Annotated in this window: 19 protein-coding genes and 2 tRNA genes; 10 read left to right on the top strand and 11 right to left on the bottom strand. The window is 53.9% G+C overall.

Features of this window, described 5'->3' with window-relative positions; translation table 11 throughout:
- Nucleotides 1-77: 77 nt before the first annotated feature.
- The 3 genes from ACESNI_RS16430 to ACESNI_RS16420 form a co-directional block, all read right to left on the bottom strand.
- Nucleotides 78-1,196 carry an ABC transporter substrate-binding protein gene (locus tag ACESNI_RS16430; RefSeq protein ID WP_373089025.1) on the bottom strand — a complete coding sequence of 373 codons (1,119 nt, stop codon included), beginning with the start codon at nt 1,194-1,196 and terminating at the stop codon, nt 78-80.
- Nucleotides 1,197-1,392: 196 nt separating this feature from the next.
- Nucleotides 1,393-1,635 (bottom strand): Lrp/AsnC ligand binding domain-containing protein, encoded by a 243-nt coding sequence (locus ACESNI_RS16425; RefSeq protein WP_373088966.1) that lies wholly within the window; start codon nt 1,633-1,635, stop codon nt 1,393-1,395.
- A 118-nt stretch (nt 1,636-1,753) separates the two neighbouring features.
- Nucleotides 1,754-3,196 (bottom strand): DEAD/DEAH box helicase, encoded by a 1,443-nt coding sequence (locus ACESNI_RS16420; protein ID WP_373088964.1) that lies wholly within the window; start codon nt 3,194-3,196, stop codon nt 1,754-1,756.
- A 245-nt stretch (nt 3,197-3,441) separates the two neighbouring features.
- On the opposite strand from ACESNI_RS16420, the gene ACESNI_RS16415 reads away from it, so the two are divergent.
- The gene (locus ACESNI_RS16415) at nt 3,442-4,149 is read left to right on the top strand and encodes an alpha/beta fold hydrolase (protein WP_373088962.1); all 708 of its coding nucleotides are present in this window, start codon (nt 3,442-3,444) and stop codon (nt 4,147-4,149) included.
- 7 nt (nt 4,150-4,156) lie between these two features.
- Here ACESNI_RS16415 and parE read toward each other — a convergent pair whose 3' ends face one another.
- A complete protein-coding gene (gene parE, locus ACESNI_RS16410) occupies nt 4,157-6,118 on the bottom strand; it encodes a DNA topoisomerase IV subunit B (protein WP_373088960.1) in 1,962 nt (653 codons plus the stop codon).
- A gap of 109 nt (nt 6,119-6,227) precedes the next feature.
- Here parE and ACESNI_RS16405 point away from each other — a divergent pair, with 109 nt between their 5' ends.
- A complete protein-coding gene (locus ACESNI_RS16405; RefSeq protein WP_373088958.1) occupies nt 6,228-6,620 on the top strand; it encodes an acyl-CoA thioesterase in 393 nt (130 codons plus the stop codon).
- A gap of 73 nt (nt 6,621-6,693) precedes the next feature.
- Here the strand turns inward: ACESNI_RS16405 and glnA are convergent, their stop codons facing one another.
- The 5 genes from glnA to ACESNI_RS16380 all read right to left on the bottom strand — a co-directional run bounded on the left by glnA (nt 6,694) and on the right by ACESNI_RS16380 (nt 10,489).
- Nucleotides 6,694-8,097 carry a type I glutamate--ammonia ligase gene (glnA, locus tag ACESNI_RS16400; RefSeq protein WP_373088956.1) on the bottom strand — a complete coding sequence of 468 codons (1,404 nt, stop codon included), beginning with the start codon at nt 8,095-8,097 and terminating at the stop codon, nt 6,694-6,696.
- A 69-nt stretch (nt 8,098-8,166) separates the two neighbouring features.
- Nucleotides 8,167-8,505, bottom strand: a complete 339-nt coding sequence (locus ACESNI_RS16395; RefSeq protein WP_373088954.1) for a P-II family nitrogen regulator — start codon at nt 8,503-8,505, stop codon at nt 8,167-8,169.
- 197 nt (nt 8,506-8,702) lie between these two features.
- Nucleotides 8,703-9,014, bottom strand: a complete 312-nt coding sequence (locus ACESNI_RS16390; protein ID WP_373088952.1) for a DUF3253 domain-containing protein — start codon at nt 9,012-9,014, stop codon at nt 8,703-8,705.
- Between the two features lie 93 nt (nt 9,015-9,107).
- On the bottom strand, nt 9,108-9,311 hold the full coding sequence (locus tag ACESNI_RS16385; RefSeq protein ID WP_373088950.1) for a SlyX family protein: 204 nt from the start codon (nt 9,309-9,311) through the stop codon (nt 9,108-9,110).
- A gap of 14 nt (nt 9,312-9,325) precedes the next feature.
- Nucleotides 9,326-10,489: a pyridoxal phosphate-dependent aminotransferase gene (locus ACESNI_RS16380; protein WP_373088949.1), complete on the bottom strand. Its 1,164-nt coding sequence runs from the start codon at nt 10,487-10,489 to the stop codon at nt 9,326-9,328.
- Between the two features lie 173 nt (nt 10,490-10,662).
- Here ACESNI_RS16380 and ACESNI_RS16375 point away from each other — a divergent pair, with 173 nt between their 5' ends.
- Both ACESNI_RS16375 and ACESNI_RS16370 read left to right on the top strand, forming a co-directional pair.
- A complete protein-coding gene (locus tag ACESNI_RS16375; RefSeq protein ID WP_373088947.1) occupies nt 10,663-11,832 on the top strand; it encodes an aminotransferase in 1,170 nt (389 codons plus the stop codon).
- A gap of 48 nt (nt 11,833-11,880) precedes the next feature.
- A tRNA-His gene (locus ACESNI_RS16370) sits at nt 11,881-11,957 on the top strand.
- Between the two features lie 123 nt (nt 11,958-12,080).
- Here ACESNI_RS16370 and ACESNI_RS16365 read toward each other — a convergent pair.
- Nucleotides 12,081-12,698, bottom strand: coding sequence for a hypothetical protein (locus ACESNI_RS16365; RefSeq protein ID WP_373088945.1), 618 nt, complete (start codon nt 12,696-12,698; stop codon nt 12,081-12,083).
- A gap of 250 nt (nt 12,699-12,948) precedes the next feature.
- On the bottom strand, nt 12,949-13,182 hold the full coding sequence (locus tag ACESNI_RS16360; protein WP_373088943.1) for a PGPGW domain-containing protein: 234 nt from the start codon (nt 13,180-13,182) through the stop codon (nt 12,949-12,951).
- Nucleotides 13,183-13,311: 129 nt separating this feature from the next.
- On the opposite strand from ACESNI_RS16360, the gene ACESNI_RS16355 reads away from it, so the two are divergent.
- The 6 genes from ACESNI_RS16355 (at nt 13,312) to clpP (ending at nt 19,182) form a co-directional block, all read left to right on the top strand.
- Nucleotides 13,312-14,727 (top strand): amidase, encoded by a 1,416-nt coding sequence (locus ACESNI_RS16355; RefSeq protein ID WP_373088941.1) that lies wholly within the window; start codon nt 13,312-13,314, stop codon nt 14,725-14,727.
- A gap of 24 nt (nt 14,728-14,751) precedes the next feature.
- Nucleotides 14,752-16,242, top strand: a complete 1,491-nt coding sequence (locus tag ACESNI_RS16350; protein ID WP_373088939.1) for an NAD(P)H-hydrate dehydratase — start codon at nt 14,752-14,754, stop codon at nt 16,240-16,242.
- 102 nt (nt 16,243-16,344) lie between these two features.
- Nucleotides 16,345-16,581 (top strand): hypothetical protein, encoded by a 237-nt coding sequence (locus tag ACESNI_RS16345; RefSeq protein WP_373088937.1) that lies wholly within the window; start codon nt 16,345-16,347, stop codon nt 16,579-16,581.
- Nucleotides 16,582-16,818: 237 nt separating this feature from the next.
- Nucleotides 16,819-16,903, top strand: a tRNA-Leu gene (locus ACESNI_RS16340).
- A gap of 90 nt (nt 16,904-16,993) precedes the next feature.
- Complete coding sequence (gene tig / locus ACESNI_RS16335) at nt 16,994-18,448, top strand: trigger factor (RefSeq protein ID WP_373088935.1); 1,455 nt, start codon at nt 16,994-16,996, stop codon at nt 18,446-18,448.
- 89 nt (nt 18,449-18,537) lie between these two features.
- Nucleotides 18,538-19,182 carry an ATP-dependent Clp endopeptidase proteolytic subunit ClpP gene (gene clpP / locus ACESNI_RS16330; protein WP_373088933.1) on the top strand — a complete coding sequence of 215 codons (645 nt, stop codon included), beginning with the start codon at nt 18,538-18,540 and terminating at the stop codon, nt 19,180-19,182.
- Nucleotides 19,183-19,339: the final 157 nt, after the last annotated feature.

The following is a 19,339-nucleotide window of genomic DNA, read 5'->3' as shown; positions in this document are numbered from 1 at the left end:
ATACTTATGGAAAGGCGCGTAACACCCCCGGCATTACGCGCCATCTCCCTTTTATCGAAGCGTGACGGAGACGCCAATTACTTCATGTTGCATTCGCTGGCGTATGGATCCTGATGGTTCTCATAAACCGTTGAAACGATCCTGGTGGTGTAATCACCGTTTTCGTCTTTAACCACTTCCCTCAGGTAAAAATTCTGGATGGGAAAGTGATTATTGCCAAACTTGAAGTCACCCCGAATGCTTTTGAAGTCTGCTTCCTTAAGGGCAGCGCGCACGGCGTCATGATCGCTGAGGTCTCCCTTGACCTTCTCGACGGCACTGTTGATCAGCATGATGGAATCATAGGATTGTGCACCGTAATGGCTTGGGTAATGACCATATTTCTTACGGAAGTCGGCGACGAATTGCTTGTTCGTCGGGTTATCCAGATCCGGCGACCAGAACAGGGTCATCAAGCTGCCTTCTGCCATTTTTCCAATACGGGGCAGGCTTATGCTGTCAACGGTGAAGGTGGTATATAGTGGCACCGTTGCGGCCAGATCGGATTGCGCATACTGGGTTAGAAACTGCGCGCCATGCTTGCCCGGATAGAAAACAAAAAGGGCGTCCGGCTTGGCCGCGCGGACCTTGGCAAGTTCCGCCGAAAAATCCAGTTGTCCCGGAAATTTCGTCATATCCTTGCCGATGATCTTGCCTTTAAACGTCCGCTCCACGCCGGAAACCATGTTCTTTCCGGCCGCGTAGTTCGGCGCCATGATATAAAGATTCTTGATTCCACGCTGATTCAGGACTTCCCCCATGGCCATGGTTGTCTGGTCATTCTGCCAGGAAGTGGAAAAGAAATTCTCGTTACAGAGTTTCCCGGCAAGCGCGCTCGGCCCGGCATTGGAGCTGATCAGAAAGGTATCATTGTCGACCGCACTTTTATAGGAGGCCATGAGGACATGGCTCCAGATATACCCGGCGACGAAATCGACATTGTCCTTTTTGACGAGCTTGTCGGTTTTCTGCTTGCCGATTTCCGGCTTGAACGCGTCATCTTCATAGATGACTTCAATATCCTTGCCGGCCATTTTGCCGCCAAGGTGTTCAACCGCGAGATCCACGGATTCTCGCATGTCCTTGCCGATGGCGCCTGCGCCCGTCGTTAATGTAGTGACAAAGCCGATTTTTATCGTATCCGCGGCGGTGGCCATTGCCGGCACGCCCAGCAAGGCGACGGCGGAAACGAGACTGATTAGTTTCCTGTTCACAATTAATACTCCCTGTGCTGTATCGAAGCGATGTTCACTCGCTTCGTTTTCAAAAGCAGCCGACAGATTAGGGAATTTTGAAGCGGGAGCAAAGGATTAGTTTCGCGAAAGCGGCATGTTTCATGGAAAAAGGAGGTAGCTATCCGAAGGCTTTGAAGGTTATCATGGTAAATGTATCCTTGATGTTGCCCAGCGTCTGAATCTGTTCATTGACGAAATGGCCAATGTCCTGATCATCATCAAGATAACATTTCATCATCAGGTCATATTGCCCGGAGATTGAATAGACCTCGGACACATGCTCCACCGTCTCAACCGCCTGCGCCGCCACGTCATAGGCCTTGCCAAGCTCGCATTTCACCATGACAAAAATTGTTTTCATAGATGATCCTTTCTTTTGCGCCGGACAGTTTCAAAAATCCGGAACAACCATGAGTCTACGAATTTAAAGGTCGATTGGAAACAAAAAAGGCTTCTAAAAAAGAAGCCTTGATGCCGGGTTACTTTTCCGCCGATTTTCGGAATGGTATCTTGAAAAAGGCAGGCACATTATCGCCAAGTCCGACGACCTGTGAATTGTCATCATCATTGGTATGGCGGGCACGATGCGGCTTTTGCGCTGTTTGCCGTCGATTATTCTGTGGTTCTGGCGTTTCAGAGGTATCAGGAGTGGGAGCCGGCTTTTTCTTCGGCCGCGCCGCGCGAGGTTCTTCCGTGCGAGCTGCCTCCCTTTTGGGAGCACTGCTGCGTGACCGGTTTTGCCGGGACCGCGGGCTCTTTTTCTCTCTTTCCTCAATCTGAGAGGCTTCCTCGGCAATCTTGTCCATGCCCTCAAGGGTCAGCTCGGGGATTTTCATCCCGACCAGTTTGTATATAGCCTCCAGATACTTGGAATCGCTTTTCGTGGCAATGGTATAGGCATGGCCCTCCATTCCGGCGCGTCCGGTCCGGCCGATCCGATGGATATAATCCTCGGCATGGGAAGGAACATCATAGTTGAAGACATGGCTGACCGAACTTACATCGATACCGCGGGCCGCAACATCTGAGCAGACGAGCAGCTTGATGTCACCATTCTTGAATTTTTCAAGGGTTTCCATACGGTGGCTCTGGCTCAAATCGCCATGTAAGGCACCGGCATTAAAGCCGTGTTTCTCCAGCGAGCCTAGAAGAATATCAACATCTTTCTTGCGGTTACAGAAAATGAAGGCGGTTTTAACCTCTTCGCGTTTCAGCAACTGGCGCAAAGCCGGTCGTTTCTCAGCCTTTTGAACCGTAATCATTCCCTGAGTCACGGTCGCCGCCATCGATGTGGGCGGAGACACGGCAACTTCTTTCGGGTTGATCAGGAATTTGTCAGCGAGCTTGCGCATTTCCTTCGACATGGTGGCCGAAAAGAACAGGGTCTGCCGGAGAGGAGGCATGAGGGAGACGATCCGCTCGACATCGGGAATGAAGCCCATGTCCATCATCCGGTCGGCCTCGTCGATCACCAGCGTCTTTACACCGTTAAGCAGGACCTTGCCGCGCTCGACATGATCAAGCAGCCGTCCCGGAGTTGCGATCAGGACATCCACGCCCTTGTCGAGTTTAGCATCCTGGTCGGAAAAGGAGACGCCACCGATGAGCAGCGCCATCGAGAGCTTGCTGTATTTTCCGTAATTTTCAAAATTGTCGGCAACCTGTGCCGCCAGTTCCCGCGTCGGCTCGAGAATGAGCGAGCGGGGCATTCTGGATTTCGCCTGTCCGGAGGCGAGAATGTCAATCATCGGCAGGGTAAAGCCAGCCGTTTTGCCAGTGCCCGTCTGCGCAGTCCCGAGGACATCGCGGCCCATAAGGACATAAGGAATGGCTTTTTCTTGTATGGGAGTGGGGGTGTCGTATCCGGAGTCCCCAACCGCTTTTAATACTTCCGGGCTCAAGCCGAGATCTGCAAAATTCATATAAAAAGAACTACCGTTCATAAAAAGGATAAATAATGTCCGTAAAAACAAAGCGCAATTTATTGAATTAAAGCACCCTGTCAAATGTTTCCTGCGATTTTTCTAATAATCCAGGAAGCTATTGGCGTATTACACATAATTAAAAGGTTTTCAAGTTACCAGTTCTCAAACCGGCGGCGAACCTGTAGAAATAATTAAAGTGTCACATACGTCTTGGCCGGTATTTTACAACAAACTGGATTAAAATGACAGAAAAACATTCGCTCGTTCTGGTTCCCGGTCTTTTATGTACACAGGATCTCTGGCGGGACCAGATTACAGGCCTTGCTGATACCGCCAATATCACGGTTGCCGATCATACGCAGGATGACGCCATGCCCGCAATCGCCCGGCGGATACTGGAAACAGCGCCGCCAAAATTTGCCCTCGCGGGATTGTCCATGGGCGGCTGCGTCGTGCTTGAAATGATGCGTCAGGCGCCGGAGAGGGTAACGCATCTTGCCATCCTGGATTCCCGCGCTCTTTCGGATTCTGAGGCTGAGCGCCAAAAACGGCTTGATTTTATTAATCTTGTCGAGCGGGGATCGGCCTTCAAGGGCGTGACCCGGAGCTTACTGCCGATCCTGATTCATCCCTCGCGTCTGACGGATGAGGATCTGGTCACGCGGATTTTCAAGATGGCCGAAGAGACCGGCAAAGGGGCCTTTATCCGTCAGGAACGGGCTTTACTTACACGGGAAAATCTTTGGGAAACGCTAAAGGATATCACCTGCCCGACCCTGGTACTGACGGGCGCCGAAGACCTGCTGATCCCGGCGTCGATCCAGCGCGAAATGGCGGTGGAAATCCCGACGGCACAATATGTCGAGATACCGGAATGCGGCCATCTTTCAACAATGGAAGTGCCGGACAAAACCACCGAATACCTGCGTCATTGGCTACAAAGACGCTAACAGGCCGCTAAACGTCGATATCCTCGACAAAGCGGGCATTTTCCTGAATGAAGGAGAATCGGAGCTCCGGTCGCTTGCCCATCAGGCTTTCAACACGGTCGGCGGTTTCGCCAAACTCCTCCATCGGAACCTCAACTTTCAGCAGAACGCGCTTATCTGGGTTCATGGTCGTTTCCTTCAGCTGTGCTGGCGGCATCTCGCCGAGCCCCTTGAAACGGCTGATGTCGATCTTTCCACGCCCTGAAAATTCACTTTCCATCAGCCGGTCCTTATGGGCGTCATCCATGGCATAGTGGGTCTTTCCACCCTGCGACAGACGATAGAGCGGGGGCTGCGCAAGATAGAGATGCCCATCGGTGATGAGCTGGCGCATTTCACGGTAGAAGAAGGTCATCAGGAGTGAGGCGATATGCGCCCCGTCGACATCGGCGTCAGTCATGATGATCACCTTGTCGTAGCGTAAATCTTCGTTCCTGTATTTGTCGCGGAGGCCACAGCCAAGCGCCTGAACCAGATCCTTCAGCTCCTGATTGGCCTTGATCTTGTCAGCCCCGGCGGAGGCGACGTTGAGAATTTTACCGCGTAAAGGAAGAATGGCCTGGGTTTTCCGGTTGCGTCCCTGCTTGGCCGAGCCACCGGCGCTGTCGCCTTCGACGATAAAGATTTCTGTACCCTCGCGGCCATTCTGGCTGCAATCAGCGAGCTTTCCGGGAAGGCGGAGCCGGCTGGTCGCGGTTTTTCGGCTTGTTTCCTTTTCCTGCCGGCGGCGGAGTCTTTCCTCGGATTTGTCAATCACCCAGCCAAGCAGGTTATTGGCCTGATCCGGCGCTCCAGCAAGCCAGTTGTCAAAATGATCCTTGATGGCGAGATCGACAATGCGGCTCGCCTCAGTCGTTGTCAGCCGTTCCTTGGTCTGGCCCTGAAACTGTGGATCTGGGATAAAGACCGAGAGTACCGCTGAGGCGCCCGAGAGAACATCCTCCGCAGTAATCTGGGAGGCCTTCTTGTTATTGATCAACTCCCCATAGGCCTTCAAGCCGCGCAGCAGTGCCCCGCGAAATCCAATTTCATGGGTGCCGCCTTCCGGTGTTGGCACGGTGTTGCAATAGGAATTCAGGAAGGCGATATTATCCGCGGGCCAGGCAATCGCCCATTCGACACGGCCCCGATCGCCATCAATTTCCACACGCCCGGCAAAGGGTTCCTGTGTGACGGTCTGACGGGCTTCCAGCGTTGCATCGAGGAAATCCCGGAGGCCTCCCGGAAAATGCAGGGTGGCTTCTGACGGAGTTTCGTCCTTGATAAGCTCCTCATCACATTTCCAGCGGATTTCGACCCCGCGAAACAGATAGGCCTTGGAGCGGACCATCTTATAGAGCTTGGCCGGGCGCAGGGCGGTTCCAGCCTCAAAAATATCCGGATCGGGATGGAAGCGGATGGAGGTTCCTCGCCGGTTTGGGGCGGCGCCGACTTTTTCGAGCCGGGTTTGGGGAACGCCGCGGGAATATTCCTGCCGCCACAGCTCCTTGTCCCGTGCCACCTCGACCGTCAGGCGGTCCGACAGGGCATTCACCACGGAAACCCCGACGCCATGCAGTCCGCCGGCGGTATGATAAACCTTGTTCGAGAACTTGCCGCCAGAATGGAGGGTGGTCAGGATAACCTCCAGCGCTGATTTGTCTTTAAACTTCGGATGACTGTCGATGGGAATGCCGCGGCCATTATCACGAACGGCGAGCGAGCCGTCGGCCATCAGTTCAACATCGATCCGCGTGGCGAAACCAGCGACGGCCTCGTCCATGGAGTTATCGAGAACCTCGGCCGCAAGATGGTGGCGTGCACGCTCATCGGTGCCGCCGATATACATGCCCGGCCGCATGCGGACCGGCTCCAGTCCTTCGAGGACCTCGATGTCTTTGGCAGAATAATCATTGCTATCGGATTTTGGCTGTTGAAACAGGTCGGACATAAAAATTCACTGACTCAATGGTAACATTTCTGGATAAATTTGATTTTCAGCGGACTGAAAGTGTATAGATTATACTCTTAATTTGCATTGTTTAGAAAGCCCAAAGATTATGACATCTGAATTCCGTGATCCCGTTATCCGTACCGCTCCGATGCCGCGTGAATGCAATAACAATGGCGATATTTTCGGCGGATGGGTGCTGTCGCAAATGGACGTGGCTGGGGGCATCCTGGCGGCAAGGGAGGCACGCGGACGGGTCGCCACCGTCGCGGTCGAGGCGATGACTTTCCATCAGCCTATCAAGGTCGGGGATGTTGTCAGTATTTATGGCGAGATCCAGAAAGTGGGCCGCACTTCGATTTCGGTCAAGCTGACCACAATCGTCGCCCGCAAGCTGGATTCCGAGGAAATCACGGTCACCGAGGGAACCTATATCTTCGTCGCCATCGACGATTTTGGTCGTCCGCGACCTGTCCACCCGGAATCGGCTCAGCCGAAATGAGCTTGGAGCAGTAGAGGTATTAAAAAAGGCTGCCAGTTTCCCGGCAGCCTTTTTTAGTTTCAGCGGCGTTAGTTTAGACGCTGTAATACATGTCGAACTCGACTGGATGCGGTGTATGCTCGTATTTAAAGATATCTTCCCATTTCATGGCGATATAGGCATCGAGCATATCGTCAGTGAAAACACCGCCCTTTTTCAGGAAATCACGGTCCGCATCGAGAGATTCCAGTGCTTCGCGGAAAGAACCGCATACCGTTGGGATGTCCTTCAATTCCTCCGGCGGCAGATCATACAGATCCTTGTCCATAGCGTCGCCCGGATGGATCTTGTTCTGGATACCGTCGAGGCCCGCCATCATCATGGCAGCAAAGGCGAGATAGGGGTTCGCCGTGCAGTCAGGAAAGCGGATTTCAACGCGCTTGCCGTTCGGGCTCGGGGAGTAGGGGATGCGGCAGGAAGCTGACCGGTTGCGCGCTGAATAGGCGAGCAGGACAGGGGCTTCAAATCCCGGGATCAGGCGCTTGTAGGAATTGGTGCTGGCATTGGTGAAGGCGTTGATGGCCTTCGCATGCTTGATAATGCCGCCAATATAGAAGAGCGCTGTTTCCGACAAGTCCGCATAGCCGGAACCGGCGAAAACGGGCTTGCCGCCTTTCCAGATCGACTGATGCGTATGCATGCCAGACCCATTGTCACCGGAGACTGGTTTCGGCATGAAGGTTACCGTCTTGCCATAGGCATGAGCGACATTATGAACGACATATTTCTGTTTCTGCATTTCGTCCGCGGCGGTGACCAGGGTCGCAAATTTCATGCCCAGTTCATGCTGGCTCGGTGCTACTTCATGATGATGCTTCTCGACGGAGAGGCCCATTTCCTTGCAGACGGAGACCATTTCACTACGGATGTCGGCACCGCTGTCGATCGGCTGAACCGGAAAATACCCGCCCTTGACCCGCGGACGGTGGCCGCTGTTACCGCCTTCAATATCTTCCGCCGACATGTAAGGTGCCTCGATATCGCCAAGCTGAAAGAAGGTATGGTGGCTATTGATCGAGAATTTCACATCATCGAACATGAAGAATTCAGCTTCCGGTCCAATATAGACTGTGTCGCCAATCCCGGTGCTGGCAAGATACGCTTCTGCCTTCTTGGCAACGGAGCGCGGATCGCGTTCATAGCTCTCGCCACTGAGCGGATCGAGAATATCGCAGAACACTATTAATGTCGGACGGGCGGCGAAAGGGTCCATGACCGCCGTGCCCGTGTCGGGCATCAATGTCATATCTGACTCGTTGATCGCCTTCCATCCGGTGATGGACGAGCCGTCGAACATGATGCCATCTTCGAACATGTCTTCATCGACGACATCCACATGCATGGCAAGATGGTGCCATTTGCCTTTAGGGTCGGTAAAACGAAGGTCTACATATTCGACTTCATTTTCCTTGATCATTTTAAGAACTTTAGCAACCATGACTACGTCTCTCTGTTTAGCGATTGAATAAAAGGTTAGACACGACCCCGTTGGCAGGGGCTGCGCGGGTTAGATAGCTTCCTGTCCTTTTTCTCCGGTCCGGATCCGGATGACTTCCTCGACGGAGGAAACGAAAATCTTTCCGTCCCCGATCCGGCCGGTCCGGGCGGCTTGTTGAATGGCTTCCAGGGCGCGCTCAACCAGATTGTCTTCAAGAACGATTTCGATTTTCACCTTGGGCAGAAAATCGACGACATATTCGGCGCCTCGATAAAGCTCCGTATGTCCTTTCTGGCGCCCGAAACCCTTGGCCTCGGTGACAGTGATCCCTTGCAGCCCTACTTCGTGAAGAGCTTCCTTCACTTCGTCCAGCTTGAATGGCTTGATAATCGCTTCAATTTTTTTCATGGGCAGGTCTCAAGTAATTAAGATGTGGATACAAGGTCTATCTCCCTTTCTATAGCATGAGCTGTGCCAGATTTGAGAGGCAAATTTCAGAACGTTAATCGGCTTAAAAACTGCCGATTTCCAGCAGCTTACCAGATATCGAAACCAAATGGCTAAAATTTAGCCGCCTAATAAACAGGCATATGCCTATATTATAGTCACTTTTTGATGGCGCGGAGTTTATATAGGCCCTTGAAGTCGTTCGGATTGGCAATTTCGCCTTTGCGGATAATGAGCAGACGGTCATTGCGCGCAAGATGGATCGCCTGCTGGCGTACGGCGGTCATATATTTCCGCCAAACATCCTTGGGCGCGGTTTCCTTGGCTCGGTCAGAAGCGATAGCCCGCGCAATATCCCTTGGCGCCACATCCTTGCCCGTGCTGACCGCGTTCAGAATATAACTGATCACTGGATCTTCGGGCGCTTCATCGTTGTCGCCATTTTCCGAAATTTTGTCGTCGTCTGCCATAATGGGCCACCGCTGAAATATGAAAAATCAGGTTGTAGGAGGGACCGTCCGAAAATGCAAGGGGAGTATGGCAGGGAGGGGAATAACCTTAAGTCAATAATGCGGTGGTTTTTGGGCGTCGGAACCGTCCGGGACGGAATCCTCCAGGGTCAGGATGCGGTCGTGGGCGCGGGTAAGTTTGCGCTTGAGCTGCTCGATTTCCTGCCACTGGCGATTGACCATGTCGCTGAGGTCATTGATCGTCTGTTCTTGCTCGGCAAACTTGACTTCGAGGTCGGTGAGGCGCTGGTCTGACATCTGGATTTCCATCTCTATTTAAGAAACGCATCGAAGCGATCCATGGCCTGCTCGATATTCTCCAGCGAGTTGGCATAGGAGAAGCGCACATAGCCCTCGCCCTCGGCGCCGAAGCTGGTGCCGGCGATGACGGCAACGCCTTTTTCCGCGAGCAAGCGGTCCTGCATCTCTTTGGCGCTGAGGCCGGTCCCTGAAATATTGGGAAAGGCATAGAAGGCACCCTTCGGCATCACGCAGCGCACACCCGTTGCCGCATTCAGTCGATCGTGGATCAGCTTGCGGCGGGTATCAAAGGCCGTCATCATCATGTCGACCGGGGACTGGTCGCCGGTCAGCGCCTCGATCCCCGCATATTGGGCGGCGGCATTGACGCAGGAATGAAAATTGACGCAGAGCCGCTGCGCATGCGGGACAAGCTCGGTCGGCCAGAGGCCCCAGCCCATGCGCCAGCCGGTCATGGCATAGGTTTTCGACCAGCCGTCGAGGACGATCAACCGGTCGCGCAGGCCCTCGAATTCCAGCATGCTGCAATGATCCTCGCCATCATAGGTCATGCGGCTGTAAATCTCATCGGAGAGCACGTAAACCCCCGGGTGTTTTTCAAGCCCCTCAGCGAGCTTAGCAAGTTCCGCCTTCGGAACAATGCCGCCGGTCGGGTTGGCGGGGGTATTGAGGATGATCAGCCGCGTCTTTTCCGTCACTTGGGCAAGCACGGTGTCGGCATCGAAGGAAAATCCGTTCTCCTCAATCAGGCGGATAGGGACGGGGGTCGCGCCGGAATAGCGGATCATGCTCTCATATATGGGAAAGCCGGGATTGGGGTACATGATCTCGGCGCCGGCCTCGCCAAACATCTCGATGGCGAAGGCCATGGTCACCTTGCCACCGGGCACGACGATGATATTGGCAGGATCAACAGACACCTTGCGGTATTTCTTGATATCATCGGCCACCGCCTCGCGCAGTTCGGGGATGCCGTTCGCGGCGGTGTAGCCGTGATGGCCGTCGCGGAGCGCCTTGACTGCCGCCTCGACGATATTGTCCGGCGTCGGAAAATCCGGCTGGCCGATGCCGAGATTAATGACATCCATGCCGCCCGCCGCCAGTGCATTGGCCCGCGCCAGAACATCAAACGCCGTCTCGGTACCGAGACGTGACATCTTCGCTGAAATTCCCATTTACCGCCCCTAAATTGCCTGCCGTTTCTGGGCCTCAGATATGCCCGCCTTTCCGGGCCCGGGCAAGAAAAGAATGCGACGTGGTCCGCCGCTGCGCGGTTTCACTTGAAATAAGCGCCGGTCAATGCATAACTTGTCCGCCAAAATCGATACATAAAATAACAGGTAGTAATGTGAAAACAGCGAGTAACGTTCTTTCCGGCTTCGGAACAACGATTTTTGAAGTCATGTCCAAGCTCGCCATCGAGCATAAGGCGATCAATCTGGGTCAAGGCTTCCCCGATGAGGACGGTCCGGCCGATATCCGTGCCGTGGCGGCCCGGGCGCTGGAGGAGGGACCAAACCAGTATCCGCCAATGATGGGGGTGCCGGAGCTGCGGCAGGCCGTGGCCGACCATGACCACCGCTTTTACGGTATCAGTGTCAATTGGCAGACGGATACGCTCGTTACCTCCGGCGCGACGGAAGCTCTGGCCGCGAGCCTGCTCGGCCTGATCAATCCAGGCGATGAGGTTGTCCTGTTCGAGCCGCTTTATGACTGTTACCTGCCGATAGTCAAGCTGGCGGGGGGCATCCCGAAATTCGTCCGTCTCGACCCGCCGAACTGGGAGATTGACCCCGATAAGCTCCGCGCGGCCTTCAGCGACAAGACCAAGCTGGTTCTCATGAACAGCCCGATGAACCCGACGGGCAAGGTCTTCTCGGTGGCGGAGCTGCAACTGCTCGCCGATCTGGTGATTGAGCATGACGCCTATGCGGTCTGCGACGAGGTTTATGAGCATATCATCTTTGGCGACAAGAAGCATGTCTCGCTGCTCACCTTTCCGGGCATGGGGGAGCGGACGGTGCGGATTGCCTCGGCGGGAAAAACCTTTTCGCTGACCGGCTGGAAAGTCGGTTATCTCACGGCGGCGGCGGAGCTGATCGCGCGCATCGCCAAGGCGCACCAGTTCCTCATCTTCACGACGCCGCCAAACCTGCAAAAGGCGGTCGCCTATGGCCTTGCCAAGGAGGATGACTTTTATGACGACCTCCGCCAATCGATGCAGGCAAAACGGGATGTGTTCCGGAGCGGACTGGAGCGGATCGGCTTCGCGACAGCGCCCTGCGACGGCACCTATTTCCTCAATGCAGATATTAACTCCATTGGCTTCACCGGCACGGATGAGGAATTCTGCCGTCTGATCACCACAGAGGCCGGCGTCGCAGCGGTGCCGGTCAGCGCCTTTTACCAGTCGGCGGGTGCCCGGCAGAATTTCGCCCGTTTCTGTTTTAGCAAACGCGAGGAGGTGCTGGAGGCCGCAATCGAAAAACTTGCTGATTTTTTTAAGCCGGCAGGGTAAAGTCCTCTTGACCGCCCCCAACAGGGTCGCTAAACAGGGCGGCCTATGGCGAGCGTAGCTCAGTTGGTTAGAGCGCCTGACTGTGACTCAGGAGGTCGGGGGTTCAAGACCCCTCGCCCGCCCCAAATTTGAAAGCCCCGAAGTCGAAAGATTTCGGGGCTTTTTTTAGTTTTACACAGCTTTTTTATATATACAAATCTCTTATGAAAATAGCACTAAGCAGGAACTGTTAAATTAGCATGGTTTAGTTAGGAAAAGAGGTTAATGATCAATCCCGCTGTGAAATAGGCAGTTGTAGCCAGTCCTATTCCAAAAATTATTATGCAAACAGCCAATATCGCATTAGAGGGTTTTGGCTCAAAGGAAAACTCCCTTAGGTATGTTTCCCCATCTTCTGAAATAACTCTCACAATTTTAGGCGGGTCGCGACGTCCAAGTAATTCTAGGTTAAAGTTAGATTTTGGGCCTAGCCTATCAATATTAATAATGAATCTATTGTCGGGATTCAGAGTAGTTTCATATGCAATTGGTGGCCAAAACTCAAAATGCTCTGGTTTAAAATTGAAAATAATTTCGATATTCAATGCCGACGCTCTTCCTTTGTTGAGAAAAAAGAAGCCCATTGTTTGATAATGAATAAAATCCAAATTATCGGCTTCAACCTCGGAATTCTGTTCGGTATCGTTTGGGGTGTTTGCGTCGGATGCGGGGACTAAAAAAAAGAACTGATGGCGTGCCGTCCAAATTAGCGCTGGCTTTTTCTTTATGATGGATACCCAAATATGGGCGACTATGGGCGCGGCAATTGCCGCGAAAATTTGTATCCACTGAGCTAAAGACATCTGTGCTAAATCTTGATAGGTCATTGCCATCCCCTCAAGTTGGCCATAAATGAAGAATTTCTATATTTGCTAATCCATTTATGCAAGTGTGTATGATCAAAATTTCTTATAAACTATAGATTTTGGCTTTCGAATATCTTCGGCAGATTTGTGAGAAATTCAAACTTTAAGAAATCCGAAAATAGTAGCTATAGTAGCTTAGTTGGCTGCGGAAGCCGACGGTGACGGTGATTTCGGGAATTTTAGAAAAATTTTAATTTTAAAGTGGGGTGTCCTACTTTTTATGTACAAAAGGAAGTTTTTCCCATTTCCGGCCAAGCCAGACTTGCCCCCGGCGTCTCAGGCGGCGCATGAAGGGGGAGTCGACGGAGAGGAAGACCATGCCAAGCGGAATCATCCAGAATCCGACAACCGGAAGGAAGCCGACGATACCTCCGGCAATCAGAGCCCATCCAAGGATAAGCCGGAATATTCTGTTCTTCGGGATCGGGATACGGGGCTTTTGCATGGTATTTTTCTGGTCAAGGACAATCGTCTTGATATGGACTAAAAAAGCGGCGCGTCAAGGAATGACGGTTGCCGGACGATAGCGGAGCGCCTAATCTTGCGCCAGTGAATAAGTGAGGGAGGGGAAATCATGAGCGAAGACCTGGCTTATATGTCGGCAACGGATCTGCTGGCGGGATACCGGGACGGCTCGATCTCGCCGGTTGAGGCGACGGAAGCGGCTCTCAAGCAGATCGAGAAATATAACGGGGCGCTTAACGCCTTTGTGCTGGTGGATGAGGAATATGCGCTGGAAAAGGCGCGGGAGTCCGAGGCGCGCTGGGCGAGAGATGCTCCGATTGGCCTCGTCGATGGGGTGCCCACAACCATCAAGGATATCATTCTTACCGAAGGCTGGCCGACATTGCGCGGATCGATGAGTGTTGATGCGGCAGGGCCGTGGACGGAGGATGCACCCGTGGTTGCCCGCCTCAAGGAAAACGGCGCCGTACTCATCGGCAAGACAACCTCGCCGGAGTTTGGTTGGAAAGGGGTAACAGACAGCCCGCGCACCGGCATTACCCGCAATCCCTGGAATCCGGCAATGACCCCCGGCGGCTCCAGTGGCGGCGCGGCGGCGGCTTGTGCGGCGGGGATGGGGGCCTTGCATATCGGAACTGATGGTGGTGGTTCAATCCGTATTCCGGCGTCCTTTACCGGCATCTTCGGTATCAAGCCCAGCTTTGGTCGGGTGCCAGCCTGGCCGCTGTCTCCATTTGGCTCCGTCGCTCATATTGGCCCTATGACTCGCACCGTTGAGGATGCGGCCCTGATGCTGCGGGTTCTCGCGGCCCCGGATGTCAGGGACTGGACATCGCTGCCGCCCACCAATGAGGATTATCTTGCGGCCTTGTCGGCCTCCGTGAAGGGCAAGCGCATTGCTTACAGTCCGAACCTCGGTTATGCGACGGTTCATCCGGAGGTCGCCGCGGCGGTGAAAAAAGCGGCGGCGCTGTTTGAGGAACTCGGCGCCCATGTCGAGGAAACCGATCCCGGCTTTGACAATCCATTGCCGATCTTCAACACTCTCTGGTGGTCGGGCGCGCATTATGCGCTCCGGGATTTTACCGACAAACAGTTGTCCGAGCTTGATCCGGGTCTGCGGCAAGTGTTCGAGGAGGCGGCAAGCATAACCCTCACCGAATATATGGAGGCCACCCAAGCGCGCGGGGAACTCGGCGTCCGGATGCGCGAATTTCATCAGACATATGACCTGCTGCTGACGCCCGCACTCGCGATCCCGGCGTTCGAGGTTGGCAGGCTGGCCCCCGAAGAGTTGGAAACGGTCGGCGGCTGGGTTGACTGGACGCCATTTTCCTATCCTTTCAACCTGACCCAGCAACCAGCCTGTTCTATTCCTTGCGGACTCTCGGACGGGGGCTTGCCGATCGGTTTGCAGATTGTCGGTCCGATGCAAAATGATCAGGCGGTGCTCGATGCGGCAAGGGCGTTCGAGACTGTGTCTCCGGTTGCGACGGCTCGGCCAGATCTATCGAAGTTGCTGTAATATATAAGGTGTGACGGGTATCCCATGACAGCAGAAACAGAACTCTTGACGGTCGAGCAGATGTATCAGGTGGACCGCCTTGCAATTGAGGGCGGCATTTCCGGTGTTTCGCTGATGGAGGCAGCGGGGCAGGGGGTTGCCGACCAGATAATGCAAAAATGGCCGGTGGGCCGGTGCCTGGTTCTCTGCGGACCCGGCAACAATGGCGGCGATGGCTATGTGGTCGCCCGCTTGCTGCGAAAGGCAGGATGGCAGGTTGACCTCGTGTCCACTGTTGACCCTGAAGAGCTGACCGGGGATGCGGCCATTATGCAAGAGCGCTGGGACGGAGCCATCCTGCCGATTAGCGAGGCCCCGGTGGGGACAGCGGATATTGCCGTCGACGCCATTTTCGGCGCCGGATTTTCCCGCTATCTCGACAGCGGCATTTCGGCGTTGCTGCTGCATATCCGGGATACCGGCGTGCCGGTGGTGGCCGTGGATGTACCAAGTGGTATGAACGGAGATACCGGAATCATTGATGCCAACGCGATCCCGGCCTGTCTGACGGTGACTTTCTTTCGCGCGAAGCCCGGCCATTTCCTCTATCCCGGCCGCGGCCTGTGCGGTGAGCTGGCGGTGATTGATATCGGGATAGAGGCACAGTATTTGCGGGCCATCAAGCCCGCCGTTCGCCGTAATGAGGTGACCCTCTGGTGTGATGATCTGCCCCTGTTGCAGCCGGAAGACCACAAATACAGTCGCGGCCATGCGGCCATCAATGGCGGTGGCATCTCGGCAACGGGCGCGGCGCGTCTCGCGGCCCGGGCCGCCTTGCGGGCAGGGGCGGGGGCCGTAACTGTCATCAGCCCGCCCTCGGCATTGATGGTCTATGCGGGTGCGCTGGAGGCCGTGATGGTGACGTCCTGCGGTGGCGTCGAGGATTTCGACAACTGGATCACGGCGCGGCGGATCGGTGCGATATTGATCGGACCGGGTAACGGTGTCACTGAACGCACGAAAGCCTTCACACAGGCCGCGCTTGCAAGTCCGGCGACGGTCGTCCTCGACGCTGACGCGATTACCGTTTTCAAGGAAGACCCGGACGCCCTTTTCTCTTTCATAAAATCGAAACGGCAGGGGCGGTGCATTCTGACGCCGCATGAAGCGGAGTTTGAGCGGGTGTTCGGGGTTACCGGATCAAAACTGGACCGGGCCCTTGCCGCGGCGGCACAAAGCGGCGCCATCATGGTGCTGAAAGGGGCGGATACGGTGATTGCCAGTCCTGCCGGTCAGGCGGTTATAAATCACAATGCGCCCCCGTGGCTGGCCACTGCCGGCAGTGGAGACGTACTGGCCGGAATTATCACCGGCCTCATCTCGGGCGGCATGCCCGCTTTTTCTGCTGCTGCCGCGGGCTGCTGGATACATGGGGTGGCGGCCGGAAAGCTGGGGACGGGGATGATTTCAGAGGATATAGAGAGGGAAATTCCGGTGGTTTTCGCCGGACTGGAGAAAAAAATCGCAACTGCGTAAAATATGATAGATATTTCAACCGTTTGTTTACGATTTACCGGTATTGATAGGGACAACCAAACATGCCATTGAAAATGTCATACAGATATGCGGGTGTAAAACATGCTTTTTAAAAAACAGAATATACGCGATTCAATCGCCTGCGGCGATGTCTTCTACCGCCATATGATGCTCAGTCTGCAGGAACAGGCAAAAGTCTTGCGCATTGCCGACGATGATCAGGGTATCCCGCATGTGCATTACGAAAAAACGGTCGTGCGGACCGGATATCGTGAACACGCCGGACCCCATGTTCTCGCGCTGGCCATATTCACTCGGGATTTTCACGCCGCGGTTTGAGCGGCATCGGCAGATTGATCCTTTGACGACGGGCAATCCCGGCCCAAACCGCGCGTGTTTCGCAAGGTGACGCGATCGAAACCCCGGCGACAGATACCCCGCATGCCGCGGTTTTTACTTTTCTGACCTGATAATTGGTAATTCCCCTAGGCAATCCAAGAAATCCTATGCTATAGACAGCCGCTCCCTGTCTGGCGGACGGCCTGCTTTTGGCTGTCCGGTCCTGATAGGGGCAATGCGGGTGTGGCGGAATTGGTAGACGCGCTGGTTTTAGGTACCAGTTTCTCACGAAGTGGGGGTTCGAGTCCCTTCACCCGCACCATATAAATAACGGCCTTGCGGCCTGCGTTTCTGTCACATAACCGTGTCTGGAAACGTATGATGATTATAAAAAACTGACGGGCGATCGTTCATGCAAATTACTCAAACAAACTCTGACGGACTTAAGCGGGATTTCACTGTTGTCGTTGACGCGACCGAGATCGATACGAGAGTTACGGAAAGACTGACCACGGTCGGTGCGGATATCAAACTCCCCGGCTTTCGTCCGGGTAAGGTGCCGATGGGTATTCTCCGTCAGCGGTTCGGAAAATCCGTAATGGGTGAAGTTCTTGAACAGACCGTCAATGAAGTCAGTCAGAAAGCCCTGGACGACAATGACCTGCGTCCGGCACAGCAGCCGAAAATTGAAATCACCAAATTCGATGAAGGGTCCGATCTTGAGTTTACGCTCGAAGTCGAGATCATGCCGGACTTCAAGCCGATGGACTTTTCCAAGCTTAAGCTGACCAAGATGGTCGCCGAAGTGGAAGAGAGCAAGGTTGACGAAGCTCTTGAGCAGATCGCTGGTCAGCAGAAGAATTTTGAGGCCGTCAAGGGCACTCGTAAATCCAAGGAAGGCGATGCCCTCCTGATCGATTTTCTGGGCAAGGTTGATGGTGTTGCCTTTGAAGGCGGCGCGGCAGAGGGGCACCAGCTTGAACTAGGCTCCAATACTTTTATCCCTGGCTTTGAAGGGCAGCTTGTCGGCACTAAGGCCGGTGATGAGGTTGCTGTAAAAGTGACGTTCCCCGAAAACTACGGCCAGCCTGACCTGGCCGGCAAGGATGCGGTTTTTGACGTCAAGGTTCACGAAGTTCGTGAATCGGCGCCTGTGGAAATTAATGACGCGTTCGCCGAGAAGCTCGGCCTTGAAAATCTGGAGGCGCTGAAGGAAGCGGTTCGTGGAAAGATCACGGAAGAATATACACAGCTTTCCCGTCAGTCTCTGAAGCGCAGCATGCTGGACGCGTTGGCCGAGAATCATGACTTCGAAGTTCCGCCCGGCATGAAGCAGACTGAATTCGAGAGCATCTGGGCCGAGTTTGAAAAAGAACTGGAGCAGAGCGAGCAGAAAATTGAGGATCAGGATAAATCCGAGGAAGATCTGCGCAGCGAATATATGGATATTGCCGATCGCCGGGTCCGGCTTGGCCTCCTGCTGGCGGAAGTCGGACGGATCAACAATATCGAGGTGTCGCAGGAAGAAGTGAATATGGCCATGGTGAGCCAGGCCCGCAACTATCCCGGACAGGAACAGATGATCTTCGAAATGTTCCAGAAGCGCCCGGAAATGCAAAATCAGCTTCGCGCTCCGATTTTTGAGGACAAGGTTGTCGATTTTATCGCCGAACTTGCAACCGTCACTGAGAATAAGGTGTCGGTTGATGACTTGATGAAAGATCCGGACGAAGAGGACGCGGAGAAGCCAAAAAAGAAGGCTGCGCCCAAGAAGAAGGCCGCGGCAAAGGAAAAAACGGACACCAAGGACGCTCCCAAAAAGGCGCCGAAAAAAGCGGCAGCAAAAAAGCCGGCGGTAGACAAATAAACTGAATTCTGGATTTGTGGATTTAAAGTTGTCTTCCGAGAACATATATGCTGACGTGAAGCGTAGACGATAATTGAGGGAAGCCGAGAATGGTTGATGTAATCGACACCTATATGAATAATCTGGTTCCGATGGTTGTGGAGCAGACAGCCCGCGGGGAACGGTCATATGACATTTTTTCCCGCCTGTTGAAGGAACGGATTATTTTCGTGACTGGACAGGTCCAGGACAATATGGCGGGGCTGATCACTGCCCAGTTATTGTTTTTGGAAGCAGAAAATCCGAAAAAACCGATTTTCATGTATATTAATTCTCCGGGCGGTGTGGTGACGGCCGGATTGGCAATTTATGACACGATGCAATATATCAAACCGGATATAGCTACCGTCTGCATCGGCCAGGCGGCCTCCATGGGATCGTTTCTGTTGGCCGCTGGCGCAAAGGGTAAACGCTACAGCCTGCCAAATGCACGGATCATGATCCACCAGCCATCCGGCGGGGCACAGGGGCAGGCCACCGACATTGAGATTCAGGCTCGTGAAATTCTGAAAGTGCGGGCGAGGTTGAACAAGCTGTATGTTGAACATACCGGCCAGCCGCTTGATGTTATCGAGCGCTCCATGGAGCGGGATAATTTCATGACCGCTGAAGAGGCGCTTAAGTTCGGTCTGGTCGACGAGGTTGTCACGAAACGTCCGACTGAGCTTGAAAGTGGTGATAAAAAGTCCAAATAATGTCGACGTCTTAAGGAGACACCTGAAATTTTTTCTTAAATCGGGTGTGAAAGCCGTCCTGTTAACGAAAAGTTGAGTCAAATTTACATATTATATATCCTTGAGGCGATTTTGTGGCCGAGGATGGACATTGGGCAAACATTCTTGTTGTCGCCCG

Origin of the sequence: Sneathiella sp. (assembly GCF_041689005.1) — a bacterium.
GTDB lineage: Bacteria > Pseudomonadota > Alphaproteobacteria > Sneathiellales > Sneathiellaceae > Sneathiella.
Note: the sequence above shows the minus strand (reverse complement) of the source record. Positions and strands in the feature narration are given on the sequence as shown.